At 59.8% G+C, this 24,598-nt stretch carries 19 protein-coding genes; 5 read left to right on the forward strand and 14 right to left on the reverse strand.

Annotated elements, in window-relative coordinates; translation table 11 throughout:
* The 4 genes from NV64_RS24115 to NV64_RS15150 all read right to left on the reverse strand — a co-directional run.
* Nucleotides 1-969, reverse strand: a 969-nt coding sequence (locus tag NV64_RS24115; protein ID WP_233208995.1) for a type VI secretion system Vgr family protein, incomplete at its 3' end; no start/stop codon positions are given.
* A gap of 733 nt (nt 970-1,702) precedes the next feature.
* On the reverse strand, nt 1,703-2,713 hold the full coding sequence (gene glpX, locus NV64_RS15140) for a class II fructose-bisphosphatase (RefSeq protein ID WP_101506236.1): 1,011 nt from the start codon (nt 2,711-2,713) through the stop codon (nt 1,703-1,705).
* 88 nt (nt 2,714-2,801) lie between these two features.
* Nucleotides 2,802-4,316 (reverse strand): glycerol kinase GlpK, encoded by a 1,515-nt coding sequence (gene glpK / locus NV64_RS15145; protein ID WP_056233681.1) that lies wholly within the window; start codon nt 4,314-4,316, stop codon nt 2,802-2,804.
* A 44-nt stretch (nt 4,317-4,360) separates the two neighbouring features.
* Nucleotides 4,361-5,191: an MIP/aquaporin family protein gene (locus NV64_RS15150; protein WP_101506237.1), complete on the reverse strand. Its 831-nt coding sequence runs from the start codon at nt 5,189-5,191 to the stop codon at nt 4,361-4,363.
* Between the two features lie 440 nt (nt 5,192-5,631).
* On the opposite strand from NV64_RS15150, the gene zapB reads away from it, so the two are divergent.
* Entirely contained in the window at nt 5,632-5,871 is a 240-nt protein-coding gene (gene zapB / locus NV64_RS15155; RefSeq protein WP_056233685.1) for a cell division protein ZapB, read from the forward strand.
* A 56-nt stretch (nt 5,872-5,927) separates the two neighbouring features.
* Here the strand turns inward: zapB and rraA are convergent, their stop codons facing one another.
* The 6 genes from rraA to priA form a co-directional block, all read right to left on the reverse strand.
* Entirely contained in the window at nt 5,928-6,413 is a 486-nt protein-coding gene (gene rraA, locus NV64_RS15160; protein ID WP_056233687.1) for a ribonuclease E activity regulator RraA, read from the reverse strand.
* 118 nt (nt 6,414-6,531) lie between these two features.
* On the reverse strand, nt 6,532-7,863 hold the full coding sequence (hslU, locus tag NV64_RS15165) for an HslU--HslV peptidase ATPase subunit (RefSeq protein WP_056233689.1): 1,332 nt from the start codon (nt 7,861-7,863) through the stop codon (nt 6,532-6,534).
* A gap of 11 nt (nt 7,864-7,874) precedes the next feature.
* Nucleotides 7,875-8,405 (reverse strand): ATP-dependent protease subunit HslV, encoded by a 531-nt coding sequence (hslV, locus tag NV64_RS15170; RefSeq protein WP_013200194.1) that lies wholly within the window; start codon nt 8,403-8,405, stop codon nt 7,875-7,877.
* Nucleotides 8,406-8,495: 90 nt separating this feature from the next.
* Nucleotides 8,496-9,539: a cell division protein FtsN gene (ftsN, locus tag NV64_RS15175; protein ID WP_056233693.1), complete on the reverse strand. Its 1,044-nt coding sequence runs from the start codon at nt 9,537-9,539 to the stop codon at nt 8,496-8,498.
* 169 nt (nt 9,540-9,708) lie between these two features.
* Nucleotides 9,709-10,746, reverse strand: coding sequence for a DNA-binding transcriptional regulator CytR (gene cytR / locus NV64_RS15180; RefSeq protein WP_056233696.1), 1,038 nt, complete (start codon nt 10,744-10,746; stop codon nt 9,709-9,711).
* A 204-nt stretch (nt 10,747-10,950) separates the two neighbouring features.
* Entirely contained in the window at nt 10,951-13,146 is a 2,196-nt protein-coding gene (gene priA / locus NV64_RS15185) for a primosomal protein N' (protein WP_101506238.1), read from the reverse strand.
* Nucleotides 13,147-13,364: 218 nt separating this feature from the next.
* Here priA and rpmE point away from each other — a divergent pair, with 218 nt between their 5' ends.
* Nucleotides 13,365-13,577 (forward strand): 50S ribosomal protein L31, encoded by a 213-nt coding sequence (gene rpmE, locus NV64_RS15190; protein ID WP_056233700.1) that lies wholly within the window; start codon nt 13,365-13,367, stop codon nt 13,575-13,577.
* Nucleotides 13,578-13,651: 74 nt separating this feature from the next.
* Here rpmE and NV64_RS15195 read toward each other — a convergent pair whose 3' ends face one another.
* Nucleotides 13,652-14,662 (reverse strand): linear amide C-N hydrolase, encoded by a 1,011-nt coding sequence (locus NV64_RS15195; protein ID WP_056233703.1) that lies wholly within the window; start codon nt 14,660-14,662, stop codon nt 13,652-13,654.
* Nucleotides 14,663-14,987: 325 nt separating this feature from the next.
* Nucleotides 14,988-15,305 carry a met regulon transcriptional regulator MetJ gene (metJ, locus tag NV64_RS15200; RefSeq protein ID WP_056233705.1) on the reverse strand — a complete coding sequence of 106 codons (318 nt, stop codon included), beginning with the start codon at nt 15,303-15,305 and terminating at the stop codon, nt 14,988-14,990.
* Between the two features lie 246 nt (nt 15,306-15,551).
* Here metJ and metB point away from each other — a divergent pair, with 246 nt between their 5' ends.
* From metB to metF, 3 genes are all read left to right on the forward strand, one after another.
* Nucleotides 15,552-16,712 carry a cystathionine gamma-synthase gene (gene metB / locus NV64_RS15205; RefSeq protein ID WP_101506239.1) on the forward strand — a complete coding sequence of 387 codons (1,161 nt, stop codon included), beginning with the start codon at nt 15,552-15,554 and terminating at the stop codon, nt 16,710-16,712.
* A 2-nt stretch (nt 16,713-16,714) separates the two neighbouring features.
* Nucleotides 16,715-19,144, forward strand: a complete 2,430-nt coding sequence (locus NV64_RS15210; protein ID WP_101506240.1) for a bifunctional aspartate kinase/homoserine dehydrogenase II — start codon at nt 16,715-16,717, stop codon at nt 19,142-19,144.
* Between the two features lie 349 nt (nt 19,145-19,493).
* Complete coding sequence (gene metF / locus NV64_RS15215; RefSeq protein WP_101506241.1) at nt 19,494-20,399, forward strand: methylenetetrahydrofolate reductase; 906 nt, start codon at nt 19,494-19,496, stop codon at nt 20,397-20,399.
* A gap of 72 nt (nt 20,400-20,471) precedes the next feature.
* Here metF and ppc read toward each other — a convergent pair whose 3' ends face one another.
* Both ppc and argE read right to left on the reverse strand, forming a co-directional pair.
* Nucleotides 20,472-23,120 (reverse strand): phosphoenolpyruvate carboxylase, encoded by a 2,649-nt coding sequence (gene ppc / locus NV64_RS15220; RefSeq protein WP_056233714.1) that lies wholly within the window; start codon nt 23,118-23,120, stop codon nt 20,472-20,474.
* A gap of 246 nt (nt 23,121-23,366) precedes the next feature.
* Nucleotides 23,367-24,518, reverse strand: coding sequence for an acetylornithine deacetylase (argE, locus tag NV64_RS15225; RefSeq protein ID WP_101506242.1), 1,152 nt, complete (start codon nt 24,516-24,518; stop codon nt 23,367-23,369).
* Nucleotides 24,519-24,598: the final 80 nt, after the last annotated feature.

The raw sequence follows: 24,598 nt of genomic DNA on the forward strand, positions 1-24,598 counted from the left end.
TGTCGGGCAGCTGGTGATGGCACGGGTCTGCGTCTGGCCATTCAGATAGCGCTCATGACGAATGCGGGCATAAAACGCCCCGGACTCCGGGGCTGAATTGCGGTCCCAGGTATTGCCCGCTGTCAGATAGTTATCAGCATAGTGATAAGCGTCACCGTAGGTGGTGGTATCTCCGCGCGTCACGTCGGCCCGGCTGTTCATGTTGTCCGTGGCCTGGCGATAGTTATAATCGCGGGTAGTAACCTGCTTTTGCACCACATGGTGATGGCTCTCCATCCCCCACACCGCGTCCACGCCTTCCGAATGCTGGCCTGATGGCGGCACCGATGGCAGGCTCAGCCCTTGCTCATACCCCTGGCGGCTGTCGTGAAATTCCACCACGTCGATGTTCAGGCGCGTATCAGGGGTAAAACGAAACCAGATGCCGACCTCACCCAGCAGGCGGGTAATAAAGTGCAGGTCGTCCTCACCGTACTGCATCACCTGCTCACGGCGCGGGTACGTTTTTGAAAGCGAGAACAGAAAATCCTGACCACGCATGTTGTGACGCTCGCGCAGGATTTTTTCCACGATTTGTGGGGCCGACATGTCCTGATAAATGGCGTTCTGGTGCGAACGGTCAAGCAGCGCCAGGCGTGGCTGCAGAGTCAGGGCGTAATGGGTTTCTTCCTTTGTGGTGCCGAGGCGCTCAAAGCCACTCACCACCCCCTGAATCACCCGCAGCGGCTGTTGCCTTTTAATCCCATAGCCCTGGTCCACCGGAGCCTGCAGCGTCAGGGAACCGGCTTTCATCAGCATCATTTCTTTGCTGATGGCATGGTCACCGCTGGTGAATTCAATACGGTAGCTGAACGGCGTGCTCAGGGCTTCATCGCCTTCAAACGCCAGCACGTCAACGTAAGACGAACAGCCTTTGACGGCCAGCAGGTGGTGGTTATGGCTGAATCTTACCGGAGGATGGGGGCTCATGCGTTCACTCCTTGTGTACGGTCAGGCGTCGCAGCCGGATGGCTGGATTTTCCATGACTCTCTGCTGGCCGGTTCCCGGACACGCTACCGCCACTCGCTGTTTCCCGTGCAGGGAACCAAAGCGCATACGGTCGGGCTCGCAGACGCTCAGCAAAAGGGCGGACATGAAGCCCTGCCCACTTCGGATTTACCGCAACCCAGATGTTGAGTGACGGGGAGAACTCCGCCAGCATGCTGGCGACGTTGTTTTTGTTAACGTTGACCTTGTCATGCCCGGACCAGGGCGCGCTGCTCCAGTTTGATTTTGACCCGCGCTTTCGGAATGTAATTCTGATAAGAATTACTCATCATGACTCCTGTAAAAATGCCGCAGAAAGCAGGCATTGGCACACTTTTTTTGCGTGTACAGGAGCTACTATAAAGTAGTCAGTTAAATGCGAGCAATATGATAAATTATGATTTTTACAATATTAAAATAAGATAAATCTTAAAAAATTGTCTGATTTGTTGGGGATGTGGCACTAATCGATGGGGATTATCTGAAGCAGTGCTGAATAACCCCACTTTTTCAGGTGGGGTTATTCTTTATCTCCGTCATTTTTCGCGCTGTGGCCGCAAGCAGGCAATGTATCCGCACTTTTGAGAGATCACGGTGCCGCGCAAAGAGATGACCATGGTAGCGAGATACCTATCCGGATGGTCTTCTGGAATCCGTTCATCAAGAGTGATGCTTTCAGAGGATAAACGGATGCAGCTGCGGATCTTTCATGTCGAGGGTGTGAATCGACTGGATACGACGAATGGTGCGCGACTTGCCGCGGATCAGCAGGGTTTCGGTGGTCGCCATATTGCCTTTGCGGGTGATGCCTTTCAGCAGGTCGCCGCTGGTGATGCCGGTGGCGGAGAAGATCACGTTATCGTTACGCGCCATCTCTTCCAGAGTCAGTACCTCGCCGGCGGCGATGCCCATCTCGCGGCAGCGGCTCAGCTCCTGCTCGCCCAGCCGACGGTTTTCCGGCGTGTCGCCTTTCACCTCGTGACGCGCCAGCAGGCGGCCCTGCATATCGCCGTCCAGCGCGCGGATCGCCGCCGCGGAGACGACCCCTTCAGGCGCGCCGCCGATGCCGTACATCACATCGACTTCGCTGTCCGGCATGCAGGTGAGGATCGAGGCGGCCACGTCACCGTCCGGGAAGGTAAACACCCGCACGCCCAGCTGCTGCAGGCGGGCGATCGTCGCGTCATGGCGCGGCTTGGCCAGCAGGGTGACAGTCAGCTCGCTTAACGGCTTCGCCAGCGCGTCGGCCACGCGCCGCAGGTTCTCTTCCAGCGGCAGGCGCAGATCGATCGCGCCGCGCGCGCCGGGGCCGACCGCCAGCTTCTCCATATACATGTCCGGCGCGTGCAGGAAGGTGCCTTTATCGCCCACCGCCAGCACCGCCAGCGCGTTCGCCTGGCCGAGGGCGGTCATGCGGGTGCCTTCAATCGGGTCGACGGCGATATCCACTGCGTCGCCGTTGCCGCTGCCGACTTTTTCACCGATATACAGCATCGGTGCTTCGTCAATCTCCCCTTCGCCAATCACGATCTGACCGTCGATATCCACCTTGTTGAGCATAATACGCATTGCATGTACTGCCGCGCCGTCGGCGGCATTTTTGTCACCGCGTCCCAGCCATTTGTAGCCAGCCAGTGCCGCCGCTTCAGTTACACGGGAAAATTCAATTGCCAGTTCTCGTTTCATGACGTGCCTCGGGGAAGTAATGAGGCGGGAAGTTTATCACAGGAGGGGGGAGGGAGGTGCCCGTGGTCAGCGACCACGGGCGGGGGGATTACTTATCGTCAGCCTCTTCCCACGCCTGCGCGCGGGAGACGGCTTTCTTCCAGCCGGCGTACAGCACGTTACGCTGGGTGGTTTCAATGCCCGGACGGAACTCACGTTCGACAACCGATTTGGCACGCACTTCTTCCAGGTCTTTCCAGAAGCCCACGGCCAGGCCCGCCAGATAAGCGGCACCCAGCGCGGTGACTTCACGCACTTCCGGGCGTTCCACGCGGGTACCAAGGATGTCCGACTGGAACTGCATCAGGAAGTTGTTGGCGACCGCACCGCCGTCCACGCGCAGCGACTGCAGGCGGGTGTTGGCGTCGTTCTGCATCGCTTCCAGCACGTCACGGGTCTGATAGGCGATCGATTCCAGCGTGGCGCGGATAATGTGGTTAGCATTCGCACCGCGGGTCAGGCCGAAGATGGCACCGCGCGCATACGGGTCCCAGTACGGGGCACCGAGGCCGGTAAAGGCCGGCACCATATAGACGCCGTTGGTGTCTTTGACCTTGGTGGCGAAGTATTCGGAGTCCTGCGAATCGCTGATCAGCTTCATTTCATCGCGCAGCCACTGAATAGACGCACCGCCGATAAAGACGGCACCCTCCAGCGCATAGTTCACTTCACCGCGCGGGCCACAGGCGATGGTGGTCAGCAGGCCGTGGGTAGAGGCGACGGCTTCGGTACCGGTGTTCATCAGCATAAAGCAGCCGGTGCCGTAGGTGTTTTTTGCCATTCCTGGCTGCACGCACAGCTGACCGTACAGCGCGGCCTGCTGGTCACCGGCGATACCGGCGATAGGAATACGGGTGCCGCCTTTACCGCCGATGTTGGTCTGGCCGTAAATCTCGGAAGAGGATTTCACCTCCGGCAGCATTTCACGCGGGATGTCGAGGATCTCCAGCATGCGCGCATCCCACTCCAGCGTATGGATGTTAAACATCATGGTACGCGAGGCGTTGGTGTAATCGGTGATGTGCACCCGCCCCTGGGTCATCTTCCACACCAGCCAGGAGTCGACGGTACCGAACAGCAGTTCGCCACGGCGTGCCCGCTCGCGCGAGCCTTCCACGTGGTCGAGGATCCATTTAACTTTGGTGCCAGAGAAGTAGGGGTTAATCACCAGGCCGGTGGTGCTGCGGATATACTCCTCCAGCCCCTCTTTTTTCAGCTTCGCACAGTAGTCTGCGGTGCGTGGATCCTGCCAGACGATGGCGTTGTAGATCGGCTTGCCGGTCTCTTTATCCCAGACGATGGTGGTCTCACGCTGGTTGGTGATACCAATGGCGGCGATCTCGTCGGCGTTAATGTCCGCGTGCGCCAGCACTTCGACCAGCGTTGAGCTCTGTGAGGCCCAGATGTCCATCGGGTCGTGTTCAACCCAGCCGGCTTTTGGATAGATCTGCTGGAATTCGCGCTGTGATACCGCAACGATGTTGGAGTCGTGATCCAGTACGACCGCACGGGAGCTGGTGGTGCCCTGGTCGATCGCAACGATGTATTTTTTTTCTGTGGTCATTTCAGGTTCCTGAATATAAGCGGTTAGCAGGATTACGCTTTGCGTTATGCAGCGCCGGCGGTCGGTTTGTGCTGAACGGCCTCAACCTTGCCGGGCAGGTTTTTGCCGATCAGGGCACGGTAGCCAAAGGCACCGAGGCTGGCACCGATCAGTGGGCCAAAGATCGGCACCAGGAAATAGGGAATATCACGCGCGCCGGTAAAGGCCACATTACCCCAGCCGGCCAGCCACGCGAACAGTTTTGGTCCGAAATCACGCGCCGGGTTGAGGGCAAAACCGGTCAGCGGGCCCATCGCAGCACCGATAATGGCGATCAGGAAACCGATCAGCAGCGGGGCCATCGGGCCGCGCGGCAGGCCGTTGCCGTCGTCGGTGAGGGCCATGATCAGCGCCATCATAATCGCGGTGATCACCAGCTCAACCAGGAACGCCTGGCCGACGCTAATCAGCGGGTTCGGGTAGGTGGAGAAAACGCCGGCCAGATCGAGACTCTCGACGCTGCCGCGCACCATATGATGGGTCTGTTCGTACTCAAGGAACAGATTGTGGTACAGGCCATACACCAGCGCGGCGGAGCAGAAGGCCCCGGCGATCTGCGACAGGGCGTAAGGCAGCACCTTGCGCCCTTCGAAGTTGGCAAACAGCCACAGCGCTACGCTGACCGCCGGGTTGAGGTGGGCACCGGAGATGCCTGCGCTCAGGTAGACGGCCATTGCCACCGCCAGGCCCCAGACAATGCTGATTTCCCACAGGCCGAAAGTGGCGCCGGCCACTTTCGCGGCAGCCACACAACCGGCACCGAAGAAGATAATGGTGGCCGTGCCAAGAAACTCGGCGATGCACTGGCCCTTTAGCGTACTTGTTGCATGACTCATGTTGGAATTCCTGAAGGCGAGTTAACGGTTTAATGTTCTTTAATAGTGCTGGTTTTTATCTGCACCACTCTGTGTTGGTGTGTTGTGAATTTATCGTTAACGAACATAAACGAGAAATAGCGAAATCAAAATTTGTGTGATGCGTCATAAAAATGAGCGTTTACGCGTCTTTCTACCTCTGTTGTTCGTCATGTCAGTTTCTAAATTGCGCGTAAACTATCCTATGCGCTCCTTAAAACCCTGGGCAGAGCAGGGATTAATCCCTTTTTAAGGTTAAGGCTGAAAAGTGTTACAGACTACGCCCCTGACGGGTTCATCGCTGGACTTGACGGGCGGCTCTACTTACAATCGGATGAATAGTGTTATCCGCGGCATACCGGTTCATCCCTTGTCCCTGCGGCTAGCATAATCAACGCCCTGCGATTAGGAGAGAGAGAAACATGTCATTTGAAGTATTCGAAAAACTGGAAGCGAAAGTGCAGCAGGCGATTGATACCATCACGCTGCTGCAGATGGAAATTGAAGAGCTTAAAGAGCAGAACGGTAATCTGAACCAGCAGGTTCAGCAGGCGTCAGGCAACACCGATGCACTGGTGCGTGAAAACCAGCAGCTGAAAGAAGAACAGCACGTATGGCAGGATCGTCTGCGTGCGCTGCTGGGAAAAATGGAAGAGGTGTAATGCTGCACCCGCTATAGCCAGCAAAGAGAACGGGTGCCTGTGGCACCCGTTTTTGTTTATTCGATGTCGAGGGGATCTTCTGACAGGATGATGCCGGTGTTGTCGGCATACAGGTGGTCGCCCGAGAAGAAGGTGACGCCGCCAAAGTTAACGCGCACGTCGCTTTCACCAATGCCTTCACCGGCCGCGCCAGCGGGGATCGCCGCAATCGCCTGGATGCCAATGTCCAGCTCTTCCAGGTCGTCGACCTGACGCACCGAGCCGTAAATTACCATCCCTTCCCACTCGTTCTGCACCGCCAGCTGCGCCAGCGCCGCATCGACCAGCGCACGCCGCACCGAGCCGCCACCGTCAACCAGCAGCACGCGCCCACGCCCGTTCTCTTCCAGCAGATCGTAGAGCAGACCGTTGTCTTCGAAACATTTCACCGTGATGATCTGCCCACCAAACGAGGTGCGGCCACCAAAGTTTGAGAAAAGCGGTTCAACGACATTTACGTCTTCATGGTAGATGTCGCACAGTTCGGAGGTATCGTATTTCATCGCGGGTTCATCTGGTTGCTGCCGGGACAGAGAGTATATCGCTTTATGGCGGCTGTTGGCAAAAGCATCACTTTTCACCGGGGAGGCGGCTGCCTCCCCGGGAACAACCGGCGGGCGGTTACAGGATAAAGCGGCTGAGGTCTTCGTCGGCCACCAGCTCGTCAAGGTGCTGACTGACGTAATCGGCGTCGATGGTGATGGTGCTACCGCTCTTGTCGCTGGCCTCGAAGGAGATCTCCTCGACCAGGCGTTCCAGCACGGTGTGCAGGCGGCGCGCACCGATATTCTCGGCGGTTTCATTCACCTGCCACGCGGCGGCGGCAATCTTGCTGATGCCGTCTGCGGTGAAGTTGATCTCCACGCCTTCGGTCTGCATCAGGGCTTTGTACTGCACGGTGATCGAGGCGCTTGGCTCGGTGAGGATGCGCTCGAAGTCGTGAGTGGTCAGCGCCTGCAGCTCAACGCGGATCGGCAGGCGGCCCTGCAGTTCCGGAATCAGGTCAGACGGGCTGGCCACCTGGAACGCGCCGGAGGCGATAAACAGGATATGGTCGGTTTTGACCATGCCGTGTTTGGTCGACACGGTGCAGCCTTCCACCAGCGGCAGCAGGTCGCGCTGAACGCCTTCACGGGAAACGTCCGGGCCGGAGGATTCGCCGCGCTTACAGACTTTATCGATCTCATCGATAAACACGATGCCGTGCTGCTCGACCGCATCAATGGCGCTCTGCTTCAGCTCTTCCGGGTTCACCAGCTTCGCCGCTTCTTCTTCGATCAGCAGCTTCATCGCTTCTTTGATCTTCAGCTTGCGGGCTTTCTGCTTCTGGCCACCAAGGTTCTGGAACATCGACTGCAGCTGGCTGGTCATCTCTTCCATGCCCGGCGGGGACATGATCTCAACGCCCGGCGAGGCGGCGGCCAGGTCGATTTCGATCTCTTTATCATCCAGCTGGCCTTCGCGCAGCTTTTTACGGAACGACTGACGGGCGGCAGACGGCTCGGCGGCCACTTCGTTCTGGCCCCAGTTGTTCTTAGCCGGTGGGATCAGCACGTCAAGAATGCGCTCTTCCGCCAGCTCTTCGGCGCGGTAGCGGTTTTTCTCAATCGCCTGTGAACGGACCATTTTGATCGCTGAGTCGGTCAGATCGCGAATGATAGAGTCCACTTCTTTACCAACATAGCCCACTTCGGTGAACTTGGTTGCTTCGACTTTGATAAACGGCGCGTTTGCCAGCTTGGCCAGGCGACGGGCAATTTCGGTTTTGCCGACGCCGGTCGGGCCAATCATCAGGATGTTTTTCGGCGTTACTTCATGGCGCAGCTCTTCATTAAGCTGCATGCGACGCCAGCGGTTACGCAGGGCGATAGCCACGGCACGCTTGGCGCCATCCTGACCGATGATAAATCTGTTGAGTTCGCTGACGATCTCGCGCGGGGTCATTTCAGACATAAATAGGGTCCTTACGCTTTAGACGGTAATGCTTCGATGGTGAGGTTGTGGTTGGTATAGATGCAGATATCGCCTGCAATACCCAGCGCCTTTTCCACAATATCACGCGCGCCGATCTCGGTATTTTCCAGCAGCGCCCTGGCGGCCGCCTGGGCGTAAGGCCCGCCGGAACCAATAGCAATCAGGTCATTCTCGGGCTGGATTACGTCACCGTTGCCGGTGATGATCAGCGAGGCGTTCTCATCTGCTACCGCCAGCAGGGCTTCCAGCTTGCGCAGCATACGATCTGTGCGCCAGTCTTTCGCCAGCTCAACGGCCGCTTTGACCAGATGACCCTGGTGCATTTCCAGTTTGCGTTCGAAAAGTTCAAACAGGGTGAAGGCATCTGCCGTGCCTCCGGCGAAGCCGGCGATCACTTTATCATTGTAGAGGCGGCGCACTTTTTTGACGTTGCCTTTCATCACGGTATTGCCGAGGGTAGCCTGGCCATCGCCGCCAATCACTACCTGGCCGTTGCGTCGTACACTTACTATTGTTGTCACGGGCAGACCCCTTATAACCGATTGAATAGGGCCCGGCGAGCTCGCGCCGGGCACAGATGCAACCAGATATGGGGCGGGTTGGCGGGGGTTTCAACCCCCGATGGCGAGAGGAATACAATTTGCGTGGCCGGAGCCGCGCAGGCCTTTCAGTGCGCTGTCGGCCGCGGCGCGACTGGCGTAAGGACCAATCACCACGCGGTTCCAGCCGCCGCCGCTGGTGATGCGGCTTTCGAACCCTTCAAACGCCAGCTGAGCGCGAACTGACTCGGCCTGATCGGTCCCTTTGAACGAACCGCACTGCACCATCCAGCGCTGCGCCTTCTCTTTTTCGGCTTCTTTCGGCTTCGTCTCGGCCTTCGGCTGCGCGGCAACCTCCGTTTCACGGGTGGCCTGGGTGACCGGGGCCTGGCGCGTCGGCTGTGTTTGCGGCTGCTGCACGCGCGGCGTTTGAGCCGGCTGCTGCTGGGTGCGCGTCGTCTGCGGCAACATATGGCTTTGCTGCTGGGTGTTCTGCTGCGTCGCCTGCTGTTGCAGCATGCGCGTCTGCTGCTGCTGGCTGTTCTGCTGCTGCAGGCGCTGCTGCTGTTGCTGTTGCTGTTGCTGACGCAGTTGCTGCTGCTGTTGCTGCTGCATCCGTGCCTGCTGCTGCAGATCGTTCTGCTGCTGTTGCTGGCGCTGCATGGTCTGCTGTCGCTGCGCCGGGGTCTGTTCATTCCACGGCACTTCGTTCAGCTGGGTCGGCTGCTGGCGCATATCCGCCTGCATCTGCTCCAGCAGCTGGCGCTGTTCGTCGGTCAGCTGGGTCTGCGAGTGCACTTCGCCCCCGGCGGACGGTTCGGTCGGCATCGGCACGCCTAACTGGCGGTTTTCCAGCTCTTTAATATAGCGCCAGCGCTCCTCCGGCTTCGGCGGTAGCCCGTTGCCGACGGCTTTGTGGTCAGGAATGACCGGCGTCTCTTCTTTCTTATGGTGGGCGATAAACCACAGGCCGCCGACAAAGGCGACCAGCACGGCGACCGCCAGAACCGTCATGACTTTTGAAACCCCTGAACCCCCGCTGGCTTTTTTGCCGCGGGTGGTTTTGCGACGCGTCCCTGTCGAACGCCCGCGGCTGACATAATCTTTTTGTGCCACTCTCGTTCCGTTTATAAATAATGAAAGAAATTACCGGGAAGAAAAGTGTGCTCCCGGTACAGCCCCGCCATGTTACGCAAGGGGCTGAGGTTTGACCAGCCAGCATATCACTAAGAATCCGCTGATTTTTTTGCAGATAATCTTATCGGACGGGCGGAAACGTCTGTGGTTAGTCTTCGTCGTACAGCGATGGCGCCGTGCTGCCACGGATTTTAAGTTCAAAATCCAGCAGGCGGGAGCCCGTATTCACCATTCTGCCCTCCAGCTGCTCCAGCAAGAGTAGCATTGCTTCGCGACCTATGTTGAAACGCGGCTGGGCGACGGTGGTTAACTGCGGATCGCTGTAGCGGGAAAGCTCAATATCATCAAAGCCGATCAGCGACAGATCGCGTGGAATGCGCAGCCCCATATTTTTCGCCTGCGCCATCGCCCCCAGCGCGATGATGTCGCTGTGGCAAAACAGCGCCTGAGGCGGCTTTGGTAGCGCCATCAGCTGCCGCATCGCCCGCGCGCCGGCATCAAAGCTAAACTCACCGCGCACGATGTACTGCGGATCGACGCTGATGCCGTGACGGCGCAGCGCCTGAATATAGCCCTGCAGGCGGTACTGGCACAGCGGCATCTCTTCCGGGCCGGCGATGCAGGCGATACGGCGGTGCCCCAGCTTTTGCAGGTGGTTAACCGCTTCAAACGCCGCGGTCAGGTTATCAATATGTACGGTGGGCAGCTCCAGCTCGGGAGCAAATTCGTTAGCCATCACCATTGGCGGCAGATTACGCTGCTCCTCCTGGCGGGTATCGAAAGGTACCTGAGAACCCAGCAGCACCATGCCGTCGATCTGGCGGGTCAGCATCAGGTTGAGGAAGGACTTCTCCTGCTGGTTCTGGTGAGCGCAGTCGCCGATCAGCACCAGGTAGCCTTTGCGCGCCGCCACCACTTCGATGCCGCGAATAATCTCGCTGAAGAACGGGTCGCAGATATCCGGCACAATCACCAGTACGGTGCGGGATTCACCGCGCCGGGTGCTGCGCGTCATCGAATGCGGTGAGTAGCCGACGGCAATCACCGCCTGCTCGACTTTTGCGCGGGTCGCAGCGGAGACTTTTTCCGGATTCATCAGCGCGCGTGAGACCGTGGCCGTTGATACCCCTGCTTTTTCGGCCACGTCCTTCATGGTCGCTGCCGTCGTCTCTTGATTCTGCTCCACTGCTTCTCCCAGTGACCCGCTGTCGCGGGTCTGACAATCTTATGACAATAGTTTCTTCGCGTTGGCCTGTGCCGCTTCCTGCGCTGCCAGCCGCATTCTTAACAGATGTCGCGCTCTGCTGTTACTTAATTTGCATAAAAAATGTGACTTGTGCGACTTTTTTCGATCGGCCCCGCAAAATTCACAGGCAAACGCTTACGTGCCTTAACTTTCGCTCGGATCGATATCCAGCGTCCACTTCACCTTACGCGCCTGTGGCAGCGTGCCTATCAGCGGCAGCGTGGCCTTAAGCGCGCGCTGTAGCACCGCCCGCGACGGGTGCTGCAGCAGCAGCTGCCAGCGGTAACGGCCACCGCGTTTGGCCTGCAGCGCCGGGACCGGGCCCATAATCCAGAACGCCTCATCTTTCAGCGGGCTGGCCTCCAGCAGGTTACGCAGCTGCTGTAAAAACAGCATCGCCTGCTGGTTGTCGTGATCGTCAGCGCGGAACAGTGCGTGGCTGGTAAACGGCGGCAGAAAGACGCTTTTCCGTTCCCCCAGCGCCTGGTGGGCAAACGCGTCGTAGCCCTGTTTCAGCAGGGTTTGTAGCAGCGGATGCTCCGGATGGTGGGTCTGCAGCAACACCTCACCCTGCTTGCCGGCGCGGCCGGCGCGGCCGGCCACCTGAATATAGAGCTGGGCGAACCGTTCGGCGGAGCGGAAGTCAGCCGAGAACAATGCACCGTCGACGTCCAGCAGCGATACCAGCGTCACGTCAGGGAAGTGGTGGCCTTTGGCCAGCATCTGGGTGCCGACCAGAATGCGCGCGCCGCCGCGATGCACCTCGGCCAGCTGCTGCTCCAGCGCGCCTTTACGGCTGGTGGTATCACGGTCAATGCGCGACAGCGGCACGTCGGGGAACAGCGCGCTGAGGTTGTGTTCCAGCTGCTCGGTGCCTAAGCCGACCGGCACCAGATGGGTGGAGCCGCACGACGGGCACTGATATGGGATCGGCCGCTGGCTGTCACAGTGGTGGCAGCGCAGCTGGCGCTGCTGCTGGTGCAGCGTGTAGTAGCGATCGCAGCGCTGGCATTCGGCAATCCAGCCGCACTCGTGACACAGCAGGGTCGGTGAGAAGCCGCGGCGGTTAAGGAACAGCAGCACCTGATTATCCGCCTGCAGGTGCTGGCCGATTTTTTTGATCATCAGCGGTGACAGGCCGCCCTGCAGCTTCACGCCTTTCAGGTCGATCAGCAGCTGGGTGGCTTTGGTGGCATTGCCGGCGCGTTTGCTGAGGTTAAGCTGGCGGTATTTGCCGGCCTGCACGTTGTGCAGCGTTTCAAGCGCCGGCGTTGCGGAGCCCATCACCACCGGGATATTTTCCTGACGGGCGCGGAACACCGCCAGGTCACGGGCGTGATAGCGCCAGCCTTCGTGCTGTTTGTAGGAGCCGTCGTGCTCTTCATCAATGATGATGGCACCCAGCCGCGCGAAGGGGGTAAACAGCGCCGAGCGGGTGCCAATCACGATCGCCGTTTCGCCGCTGCGCGCGCGCAGCCACACCGCCAGCCGCTCGCTGTCGTTGAGGGCGGAGTGCAGCACGTCGACCGGCGCGTTAAAACGTTCGCGGAAGCGGGCGATGGTCTGCGGGGTCAGGCCGATTTCCGGCACCAGCACCAGCGCCTGGTGGCCGGCGGCGAGGATATTCTCCAGCACGCTGAGGTAGACCTCAGTTTTACCTGAGCCGGTAATCCCCGCCAGCAGCCAGGCGGCAAACTGATCGTCCGCGCTGCGGATCGCGCCCACCGCGGTCGCCTGCTCGGTGTTCAGCCGCAGGCGCTCGCCGTTGACCGCAAAGTGCTCACGCCAGTCGTCGCGCTGGCGCGCGCGGGAGTGCAGGTCACACAGCCCTTTGGCACGCAGCGCCTGCAGCGTGGCATCGGTGATATCGTGCTGGCCGATTTCATGGCGGTAGAGGCCGCGATGGCGTAGCGCGGCCAGCGCCTGCTGCTGTTTCGGCGCGCGCTTCAGGCTTTCCGGCGCGGTGGCGCGGCCGTCATCGGTGATCTGCCACTGCCACAGCGGCGCTTCTTCCGCGGCTTTGCCCTGGCGCAGCAGCACCGGCATGGCGTGGAACAGCACTTCGCCCAGCGGGTAGTGATAGTACTCCGCCGCCCACAGCAGCAGCCGCCACAACGACGGCGGGTAGAGCGACTCATCGTCCAGCACCTGTTGCACGCTTTTCAGCTGATCGAGCGGGTAGTCGCTGGTTTCACGGATCGCCACCACCACGCCCGTCGCGTCACGCTTGCCAAAAGGCACGCTGACGCGGCCGCCGACCACCGGGTTGAGGTGGGGGGGCAGCAGGTAGTCAAAACAGCGGGCAAGGGGAACGGCTAGCGCGACCTGAACAACGGGCATGGGTTCATCCGGATGAAAACTTAAGCCGGATAGTGTACACTGTGTCGTCGGTGATGTGCGGATCCGATTGCGGCGGGCGGTTAATTTCTGTATAGTTCGCCGCCGCTGGTACGGCTTTTTTGGTATCAGCTTCACCTAATCATTATTAATTCTCGTGTGGTGCCGGCGCAGGATTTTCCTGGCGCGGGAGAGCGACACGGCCTTAACTGAGGTTTCCCATGAAAAAAGGTATTCACCCAAATTACGTTGAAGTTACTGCTAAATGTTCTTGCGGTAACGAAATCAAAACCCGCTCTACCGTGGGTCGCGACCTGAACCTGGACGTGTGTGGCGCATGCCACCCGTTCTACACTGGTAAGCAGCGTGACGTTGCTACCGGTGGCCGTGTTGACCGCTTCAACAAGCGTTTCAGCATCCCAGGCGCCAAGTAAGACGCCTTTCAGAAGCGGCCTGCCGTTTCTGATGCAGAAAAAACCCGGCTTCGGCCGGGTTTTTTTATGGGCGCTCAGCAGGGCGTCAGCTGCGCCAGAATGTTCCCCTGTAACCCGCGTTCGGCGTAGTGCTGCAGATGGTCGAGCTGGCGCACCGGCTGGCCGGCGCTGAAGTCTATCTCCTGCAGCTTCACATACACTGAGGATGCCGCGAACACCGACTTAAACCAGTATTCCCCCCGGCTGAGGTCGGTAAGGGTGCTCCAGTAGGTGGCGGTGCCTCTGTTCTCACCGGGATAGCGTGAGTACCGCTGATAGGCGGCGCTGACTTCGCGCACCATCGGATCGTCCATATCCGGGTAGCCCACCGGGAAGGCCTGGTTGGCCAGTACCGACTGCACAAACCCCCGAGCCTGGTCGGCGCTGTGCGGTTCCGGCAGGTTGCGCAGATGCAAGGTGGCGCGTACAAAGCGGTCCTGCGGGCTTTGTGTGGCCGGATAGTGGTCGGCATCGGTAAAGCGGTACTTTTCCAGGTTAGCCAGCTGTTGCGCATAAGATGGCGGATTGGTCATTACCCGGTATTCACGATGATGGTAGATGTTCACCTTGCCGTCATCGATCTCAATAATCGCCGAGTCGCCGCTGGTATCCTCCAGCGCAATATGTTTGGTATCGGTGGCGTAATCAATCGGCAGTTTTCTGGCAACCAGCCGCACGTTTTCTAATCCTGCCACCGCTTCCGCCACGGTGGCGTGGTTATCCAGCAGCCAGCTGAGCCAGGCACGGCTGTCCAGCTGCGGTTTGTCCTGGTTGTCGCGCTGTTGCTGTTTGCCGTTATTGTAATAGAGCGTGTGGCCTGCCAGCCCCATTTCGTTGATGCCATCCATCGGAAACAGGCCGCTGGCGTAAATCATCACGCTGCCGTAGCGCGTCTGCCAGCACAGCGCATCCGGTTCGTCGCTGCCGCTGTGCTCAATACCACGCGGGGTGATCACCAGCGCGGGATCGGCCGGGCCAAAGAAGTCCAGCCCACGCGCGCTGACCAGATAGTCAGGGTGCATATTCATAAAGACACGGGTACACATGGTAGATTCCTTTTCTTATCTGAGACGGATCTCATAGCCTGCGCAGTGATGGCGGGAGAAAACAGTCCCCGAATGGGGGGCAGCAGGGGATAAGGCCGGGCCTGTGCGACGAAACGTCATCAGGGATAGCACGGTGCGCGTGCGTCAGGCAGTTAGCGTTCGGTAAAAGCGTCGATCGTCAGAGGTAAGGCAAAGGGAGGATGACAGCAGAGGGGGGAAGGGCAGGAACAGCGTGCCAGCCAGCGGAGCGGGAGATCGGTGCTGGCGCGGGCCACGTCCCCCTTTTCAGCGGGGCACGTGGCCGGCAGCGACTGAGTGGCGGAACTCAGTACTCCCAGGTGTCCGGATCGACGCCCATCTCACGCATGATCGCCTTGGCCGTTTCGGGAATCTCGTCGCTGCGCTCTTTACGCAGGTCGATGTCGTCCGGCAGCGGCTGTCCGGTGAAGGCGTGCAGGAACGCTTCACACAGCAGTTCGCTGTTGGTGGCATGGCGCAGGTTGTTGACCTGGCGGCGCGTGCGCTCGTCCGTCAAAATTTTCAGGACTTTTAACGGGATGGATACCGTGATTTTTTTGACCTGCTCGCTCTTCTTACCGTGCTCAGCGTAAGGGCTGATATATTCGCCGTTCCATTCAGCCATGGGCTACCTTAATCATCGTATGAAAGTGAAAATGCCGAAAACCGGCTAATTATGCCCGAAGTCGGTGGCCATCACACCGGGATGACACCACTTTCTGCGGGGGATTTCGGCATAATTCTAGCGGTTATTGGCCCGTTGCTCAATCTATACGCAAAGACATTTAGATGTCCAGATGTATTGACGTCTATTGTGCCCCGCTTTACTCTATATGCCATCTTCTTCCCGACCTGCAGGAATATATGCACCATGACGCGTAAACAGGCAACTATCGCAGTACGTAGCGGTTTGAATGACGACGAGCAATATGGCTGCGTTGTCCCACCGATTCACCTCTCCAGTACGTATAACTTCACCGATTTTAACGAGCCGCGCGCCCATGACTATTCACGCCGCGGTAACCCGACCCGTGATGTGGTGCAGCGTGCGCTGGCCGATCTGGAAAGCGGTGCCGGTGCTGTAATGACCAATACCGGTATGTCGGCGATCCATCTGGTGACCACCGTATTCCTGCAGCCGGGTGACCTGCTGGTGGCACCGCACGACTGTTACGGCGGTAGCTATCGTCTGTTCGACAGCCTGAGCAAGCGCGGTGCTTATCGCGTGAAGTTCGTCGATCAGGGTGATGAAGCGGCCCTGCAGGCCGCGCTGGCGGAGAAGCCAAAGCTGGTGCTGGTGGAAAGCCCGAGCAACCCGCTGCTGCGCGTGGTGGATATTGCTGCGATCTGTAAAGCCGCGGCCGAGGCTGGCGCGATTAGCGTGGTGGATAACACCTTCCTCAGCCCGGCGCTGCAGAACCCGCTGGCGCTGGGCGCGGATCTGGTGATCCACTCCTGTACCAAGTACCTGAACGGCCACTCGGACGTGGTGGCGGGGGCGGTGATTGCCAAAGATCCAGAGCATGTTACTACGCTGGCCTGGTGGGCGAACAATATCGGCGTCACCGGTGCGGCGTTTGACAGCTATCTGCTGCTGCGCGGCCTGCGCACGCTGGCACCGCGTATCGCGGCAGCTCAGCGCAACGCGTTGGCGATTGTGGACTATCTGCAGCAGCAACCGCTGGTGAAAAAGTTGTATCATCCTTCTCTGCCGTCCAATGCAGGACATGAGTTTGCGGTGAAGCAGCAGAAAGGCTTCGGCGCGATGCTCAGTTTTGAGTTTGACGGTGATGAGGCGACGCTACGCCGCTTCCTGAAAGCGCTGGAACTGTTCACCCTGGCGGAGTCGCTGGGTGGCGTTGAGAGCCTGATCTCCCACACGGCGACCATGACCCACGCGGGTATGTCAGCCGAGGCGCGTGCGCAGGCCGGGATTTCCGAGTCGCTGCTGCGTATCTCCGTGGGGATTGAGGATCATGAAGATTTAATTGCCGATCTGGATAATGCCTTCCGGATTGCGGCCAAGAGGTAAGCATGAGTTATTCAGCAGGGGCAGGACGTTCACGTCAGTTACATAAGTTTGGCGGCAGCAGTCTGGCGGATGCAAAATGCTATCAGCGGGTGGCCGGGATTATGGCGGAATACAGCCAGCCGGGCGATCTGATGGTGGTGTCGGCGGCCGGCAGTACCACCAACCAGTTAATCAGCTGGTTAAAGCTGAGCCACAGCGATCGGCTGTCGGCCCATCAGGTACAGCAGGCGCTGCGTCGTTATCAAAGTGAACTGATTACCAGCCTGTTACCTGCTGAGATCGCCGAGCCGCTGACTGGCACCTTTATCCACGATCTGGAGCGGCTGGCCGCGCTGCTGGACGGCGAAATCAGTGAAGCGGTATATGCCGAAGTGGTTGGCCACGGTGAGATCTGGTCGGCGCGGCTGATGTCGGCGGTGCTCAACCAGCGCGATATTGAGTCCTCCTGGCTGGACGCCCGTGATTTTCTGCGTGCGGAGCGCGCCGCTCAGCCGCAGGTGGATGAAGCGAAATCCCTGCCGCTGCTGCAGCAACTGATGGCACAGCGCGGCTCGCACCGCCTGGTGGTGACCGGCTTTATCAGCCGCAACGACGCCGGTGAAACGGTGCTGCTCGGGCGCAACGGCAGCGACTATTCGGCGACGCAGATTGGCGCGCTGGCCGGGGCCACGCGGGTGACCATCTGGAGTGACGTGGCCGGGGTGTACAGCGCCGACCCGCGTAAGGTGAAAGATGCCTGCCTGCTGCCGCTGCTGCGGCTGGACGAGGCCAGCGAGCTGGCGCGCCTGGCCGCGCCGGTGCTGCACACCCGCACCCTGCAGCCGGTGTCGGCCAGCAATATCGATTTACAGCTGCGCTGCAGCTATCAGCCGGAGCAGGGCTCGACCCGTATTGAGCGGGTGCTGGCGTCCGGCACCGGTGCGCGCATCGTCACCAGCCATGATGACGTCTGCCTGATTGAGTTCCAGGTGCCGCCGCAGCACGACTTTGCCATTCTGCATAAAGAGATCGACCAGCTGCTGAAGCGCGCCCAGGTGCGCCCGCTGGCGACCGGTATCCATCCCGATCGCAACCTGCTGCAGCTGTGCTACACCTCGGAAGTGGTTAACAGCGCGCTGACGCTGCTGCAGGATGCCGGGTTACCGGGACGCCTGCAGCTGCGTGACGGTATGGCGCTGGTGGCGATGGTCGGGGCCGGCGTCTGCCGTAATCCGCTGCACAGCCACCGTTTCTGGCAGCAGATGAAAGACCAGCCGGTAGAGTTTATCTGGCAGTCTGAGGAGGGGATCAGCCTGGTGGCGGTGCTGCGCGTTGGCCCAACCGAACACCTTATCCGCGGGCTGCATCAGACGCTGTTCCGCGCCGAGAAGCAGGTCGGGCTGGTGCTGTTTGGTAAAGGCAACATCGGCTCACGCTGGCTGGAGCTGTTCGCCCGCGAGCAGGAGACGCTGTCGGCGCGTACCGGCTTTGAATTTGTGCTGGCCGGGGTGGTGGACAGCCGCCGCAGCCTGCTTAACTACGCGGGGCTGGACGCCAGCCGCGCACTGGCGTTCTTTGAGACTGAGTCCGAGGCGCTGGATCAGGAGTCGCTGTTCCTGTGGATGCGTGCACACCCGTTCGACGACCTGGTGGTGCTGGACGTGACCGCCAGTGAGACGCTGGCGGCACAGTACCTGGATTTTGCCAGCTACGGTTTCCACGTGATCGGTGCCAATAAGGTGGCCGGGGCGGCCAGCGGCGTTGACTACCGTCAAATCCGCGATGCCTTTGCCAAGACCGGACGCCACTGGCTGTATAACGCCACCGTCGGTGCCGGGCTGCCGGTCAACCACACGGTGCGCGATCTGCGCGAAAGCGGCGACAGTATTCTGTCGATCAGCGGTATTTTCTCCGGCACGCTGTCGTGGCTGTTCCTGCAGTTTGACGGTTCGGTGCCCTTTACCGAGCTGGTGGACCAGGCCTGGCAGCAGGGGCTGACCGAGCCCGACCCGCGCGTCGACCTCTCCGGTCAGGACGTGATGCGCAAGCTGGTGATTCTGGCGCGTGAAGCGGGCTACGATATTGAACCGGGCCAGGTGCGCGTTGAATCGCTGGTGCCGGAGGGCTGCCAGGCCGGCACCGCCGACGACTTCTTCGAAAACAGCGACGTGCTCAACGAGCAGATGCTGCAGCGCTATGAAGCGGCGCAGGAGCTGGGGCTGGTGCTGCGCTACGTGGCGCGCTTCGATGCTAACGGCAAGGCGCGCGTCGGCGTGGAAGCGGTACGCCCGGACCACGCGCTGGCCGCGCTGCTGCCGTGTGACAACGTGTTTGCCATCGAGAGCCGCTGGTATCGCGATAACCCGCTGGTGATCCGCGGGCCGGGTGCCGGCCGTGACGTCACCGCCGGGGCGATTCAGTCCGATCTCAATCGCCTGGCTCAGCTGCTGTAATCTGCCCGTTGCGGCCGGTATTTCGATGATGCGTGCCGGGCGGCCTGCCCGGCCTGTGAATCTGTTGCGACAACCGACGGGACAGGTTCACAGGCATTAACGCCTGCCACAGGCAGTCTCTCAGCGTTTTGACTGACTGCTACCGTTGTTTGTCCTGCCTCACGGTTTTTTGGTCCGCCTGCCTGCATCATGAGAATCCTTCAACCTGCCTGAGAATTCGTCACTGCCTTTACGCATTTAGCTGTTGACTGAATAACCAGATTCCGTCATTTTGAATGTCTGGACGTCTGAATGGATAGACGTTTGTCGGGCAATATTTGTTCTGCAGCGATCGATGAGGATAACAGGTATGAGTTTTTTCCATGCAAATCAGCGCGAAGCACTGAATCAGAGTCTGGCCGAGATTAACGGACAGATTAATGTCTCGTTTGAATTCTTTCCGCCGCGCACCACTGAAATGGAAGAAACCCTGTGGAGCTCGATCGATCGCCTGAGCAGCCTGAAGCCGAAATTTGTCTCGGTGACCTACGGTGCCAACTCCGGCGAGCGCGACCGTACCCACAGCATCATCAAAGGCATCAAGGATCGCACCGGGCTGGAAGCGGCACCGCACCTGACCTGCATCGACGCCAGCCGCGATGAGCTGCGCGCGATTGCCAGCGATTACTGGAGTAACGGTATCCGTCATATCGTGGCGCTGCGCGGCGATCTGCCGCCGGGTGCCGGCAAGCCGGAAATGTACGGGGCCGATCTGGTCTCGCTGCTGAAGGAGGTCGGGGATTTCGATATCTCGGTGGCGGCTTACCCGGAAGTGCACCCGGAAGCCAGAAGCGCCCAGGCTGACCTGATCAACCTCAGGCGTAAAATCGATGCCGGGGCGAGCCGCGCCATCACCCAGTTCTTCTTCGACGTCGAGAGCTACCTGCGCTTCCGCGACCGCTGCGTGGCGGCGGGTATCGACGCGGAGATCGTGCCGGGCATTCTGCCGGTCTCCAACTTTAAGCAGCTGCAGCGTTTCGCCGCCATGACCAACGTGCGCGTGCCGGGCTGGATGACGCAGATGTTTGAAGGGCTGGATAACGATCCGGAAACGCGCAAGATGGTCGGTGCCAACGTGGCGATGGATATGGTCAGGATCCTCAGCCGTGAAGGGGTGAAGGACTTTCACTTTTACACCCTGAACCGCGCCGAGCTGAGCTACGCCATCTGCCATACGCTGGGCGTACGGCCGAACACGGCGGTAGCGGCATCCTGACCGCCCGTTAGCGAGCGACGAAAACAAAAAAAGGACGCGCAAGCGTCCTTTTTTGCTGATGGTATCCGTTGCCTAGCCGGTGTTACGCATGCCCGCCGCCACGCCGGCGATGGTGACCATCAGCGCCTGCTCGATGCGCGCGTCCGGTTCGCCGGCCTCTTCCAGCTGGCGTGAACGGTGCAGCAGTTCAGCCTGCAGCACGTTCAGCGGATCGGTGTAGACGTTACGCAGCGCAATGGACTCGGCGATCCACGGCTGGTCGGCCATCAGATGTGAGTCGTTGGCGATGGTCAGCACCGCGTTGATGTCCGAGTCCAGCTGGTCGCGCAGCTGTTTACCCAGCGGCCACAGGGATTTGTCCACCAGGCGCTGATCGTAGTACTCCGCCAGCCACAGGTCGGCTTTCGAGTAGACCATCTCCAGCATGCCGATGCGGGTGGAGAAGAACGGCCAGTCGCGGCACATCACTTCCAGCCGATCCTGATGGCCGTCGGCCATCGCTTTCTGCAGCGCGGCACCGGCGCCCAGCCAGGCCGGCAGCATCAGGCGGTTCTGCGTCCAGGCGAAGATCCACGGAATGGCGCGCAGCGACTCGACGCCGCCGGTCGGGCGGCGCTTGGCCGGGCGGGAACCCAGCGGCAGCTTGGCCAGCTCCAGCTCCGGGGTGGCTGAGCGGAAGTAGGGCACGAAGTCGTCATGTTCGCGCACGTAGCCGCGGTACATCCTGCAGGAGACCTCCGACAGCTGCGCCATCACCTGACGCCACTCGTCTTTTGGCTGCGGCGGCGGCAGCAGGTTGGCTTCCAGAATCGCACCGGTATACAGCGCCAGGCTGCTGATGGTCACTTCCGGCAGGCCGAACTTAAAGCGGATCATCTCGCCCTGTTCGGTGACGCGCAGGCCACCCTTCAGGCTGCCCGGGGGCTGTGACAGCAGCGCGGCGTGCGCCGGTGCGCCACCGCGGCCGATGCTGCCGCCGCGTCCGTGGAACAGGGTCAGGGTAATCCCGGCCTGCTCACAGGTGTTAATCAGTTTTTCCTGCGCTTCATACTGCGCCCAGCTGGCGGCCATTACGCCGGCATCTTTCGCCGAGTCGGAGTAGCCAATCATCACCATCTGTTTGCCCTGAATCAGGCCGCGGTACCAGTCGATGTTCAGCAGCTGGCCCATTACCTCGTTGGCGTTGTTCAGGTCGTCGAGGGTTTCAAACAGCGGTGCCACCGGCATCGCGTAAGGAATACCGGCTTCTTTCAGCAGCAGATGCACCGCCAGCACGTCGGACGGCGTTTTCGCCATCGAGATCACGTAGGCGGCGATCGAGCCCTGCGGCACTTCGGCGGCGACGCGGCAGGTATCCAGCACTTCCTGGGTATCGGCGGTCGGCTCCCACTTCAGCGGCGTCAGCGGGCGCTTGGAGTTCAGTTCGCGGATCAGGAACGCCTGCTTGTCGGCTTCTGACCAGCTTTCGTAGTCGCCGAGACCCAGGTAGCGGGTAATTTCGGCGATCGCCTGGGTGTGACGGGTGCTCTCCTGACGCAGGTCAATGCGCACCAGCGGCACGCCGAAGCACTTCACGCGGCGCAGGGTATCGAGCAGCTGGCCGTTGGCGATGATACCCATGCCACAGGCCTGCAGCGACTGGAAACAGGTGTAGAGCGGGTCCCACAGCTGGTCGTTGGAGATCAGCAGGTCGGCCGGGCGCGGCAGGCGCTCGCCCTTCAGGCGGCGGGCCAGGTAGGCCTGGGTGCTCATCAGCTGGCCGCGCAGGTTTTTCATGATCTCGCGGTACGGCTCCAGCGCCTCCGGATTACCGCACAGCTCGCGGACTTCCGGAGTACATTCGGACATCGACAGCTCGGAGACCAGCACGGCGATATCGCGCAGGAACAGGTCGCAGGCTTTCCAGCGGCTCAGCTGCAGCACGTGGCGGGTGACGGTGGCGGTCACGTTCGGGTTGCCGTCACGGTCGCCTCCCATCCACGAGGTAAATTTCACCGGCACGAAATCGACCGGCAGGGTGTAGCCGAAGGAGGCTTCCACCTGCTCGTCCAGCTCGCGCAGGAACTGCGGCACGCCGTCCCACAGGCTGTTTTCCACTACCGCAAAGCCCCACTTGGCTTCATCGACCGGGGTCGGGCGGTATTTACGAATTTCATCGGTGTGCCAGGCCTGGGCAACCAGCTGACGCAGGCGGCGCATGATCTTGCCGCGATCGTAGTCGGACAGGTCGTTGTGATCGAGCTGCTTCAGGCAGCTGTTCACTTCCACCAGTTTATGAATCAGGGTGCGACGGGTGATCTCCGTCGGGTGAGCGGTCAGCACCAGTTCCAGCGACAGGGATTCCACCGCCTGGCGAACGTCCGCTTCCGTCAGGTCCGGCTGCTGTTTCAGACGCGCAAAGGTCTGTGCCAGCACCTGCGGATTATTGGCCCCTTCGCCGTTGGGTGAAATAGTGTGGTACTGCTCGGCCACGTTGGTCAGGTTAAGGAACTGGCTGAAGGCGCGGGCTACCGGCAGCAGCTCATCGTTGGACAAGTTTTGCAGCGTGGTCAGCAGCGCCTGACGGTCGGCGTCATTTCCCGCACGCGATGACTTGGAAAGCTTACGGATGGTCTCCACCCGTTCCAGGATGTTCTCTCCCAGTGCATCCTTGATAGTATCCCCGAGCAGTTTGCCGAGCATACTGACGTTACTACGCATTGCGGAATATTGTTCGTTCATATGACCCCTGACACCCTTTTTCTTATCTGTAACTTTATTTCACCCTTGTGGGCATAACTTAGTCTTTTATCTAGCCACGTTAAGAACCTTTCGTCAATTGACTTAAACAGGTGATAACGTGCCGCTAAATAGCGGTAATTTATGAAATTTAATTACAGCGAAGCGGGATAAGTTATTCTTATCGACCGGAATAATACAATTCGGGGGCAATGCGCTGTTTTTGCAGCTGATTACCCCATTTTTCACTCAGTGATAGCAGAAATGATGGACCACCTGGCTAATCAGCGCGCGGGTCGGTTTAATAAAAGCGGTGTCGAGATATTCATCCGGCTGATGCGCCTGGTTGATCGATCCCGGGCCCAGCACCAGCGTCGGGCACAGCTGCTGAATAAACGGGGCCTCGGTGCAGTAGTTAACCACTTCGGTCTGCACGCCCAGCAGTTTCTCCACCACCTGCACCAGCTGATGGTCAGGCGGGCACTCGTAGCCCGGGATCGGCGGGTGCATCTCACCGACGGTGAGTCGGCCCGGCCAGCGGGCGCTGACCGGCTCCAGCGCCTCCTGCAGTAAGCCATCCAGATCGCTCAGCGTCAGCCCCGGCAGCGGGCGAATATCCATATGCAGTTCGCAACAGGCGCAGATGCGGTTTGGCGCATCGCCGCCGATGATGTGACCAAAGTTCATGGTCGGGTAGGGGATGGCAAAACCGCCGTGGTGATAGCGCTCTTTCAGGGTGTTGCGCAGGCCCATCAGCTGGGTGATTGACTCGTGCATCAGTTCAATGGCGTTGACGCCGCGTGCCGGATCGCTGGAGTGGCCGGACTGGCCCTGGATGCGGATCGCTTTGGAGAGGTGGCCCTTGTGGGCGCGCACCGGCTTCAGCGAGGTCGGTTCGCCGATGATCGCGCAGTCCGGACGAATCGCGGTGGTGCTGGCGAAGTACATCGCGCCGGCCATTGAGGTCTCTTCATCGGCGGTGGCGAGGATATAGAGCGGCTTTTTAAGCTGAGACACCTCAACGTCACGCAGGCTGTCTAAGATGAAGGCGAAGAAGCCTTTCATATCGGCGGTGCCCAGCCCGTAGAGCTTATTATCATGTTCGGTAAGGGTGAACGGATCGCGCGTCCAGCGGCCATCGTCGAACGGTACGGTGTCGGTATGGCCGGCCAGCAGCAGGCCGCCGGCACCGTCACCGCTCTTTGCCAGCAGGTTGAATTTATTGCGCGTGCCGGGCACCGGCTGGACCTCGGTGGTGAAGCCCAGGTCACGGAACCAGCCTGCCAGCAAATTGATTAAAGTCTGATTACTCTGATCGAGGGCGATATCCGTAGCGCTGATCGAGGGCGTGGCAATCAGCTGGCGGTATAGTTCGATAAAAGGGGGTAATTTTGTCTTCACTGTTGCCGGTCCTTGAGTTAGGATAGTGTCAATATTCATGCAGTAATAGTGAATAAAAATACATTAACCACCTGCAGATG

Source organism: Erwinia sp. B116 (assembly GCF_002865965.1).
GTDB lineage: Bacteria > Pseudomonadota > Gammaproteobacteria > Enterobacterales > Enterobacteriaceae > Erwinia.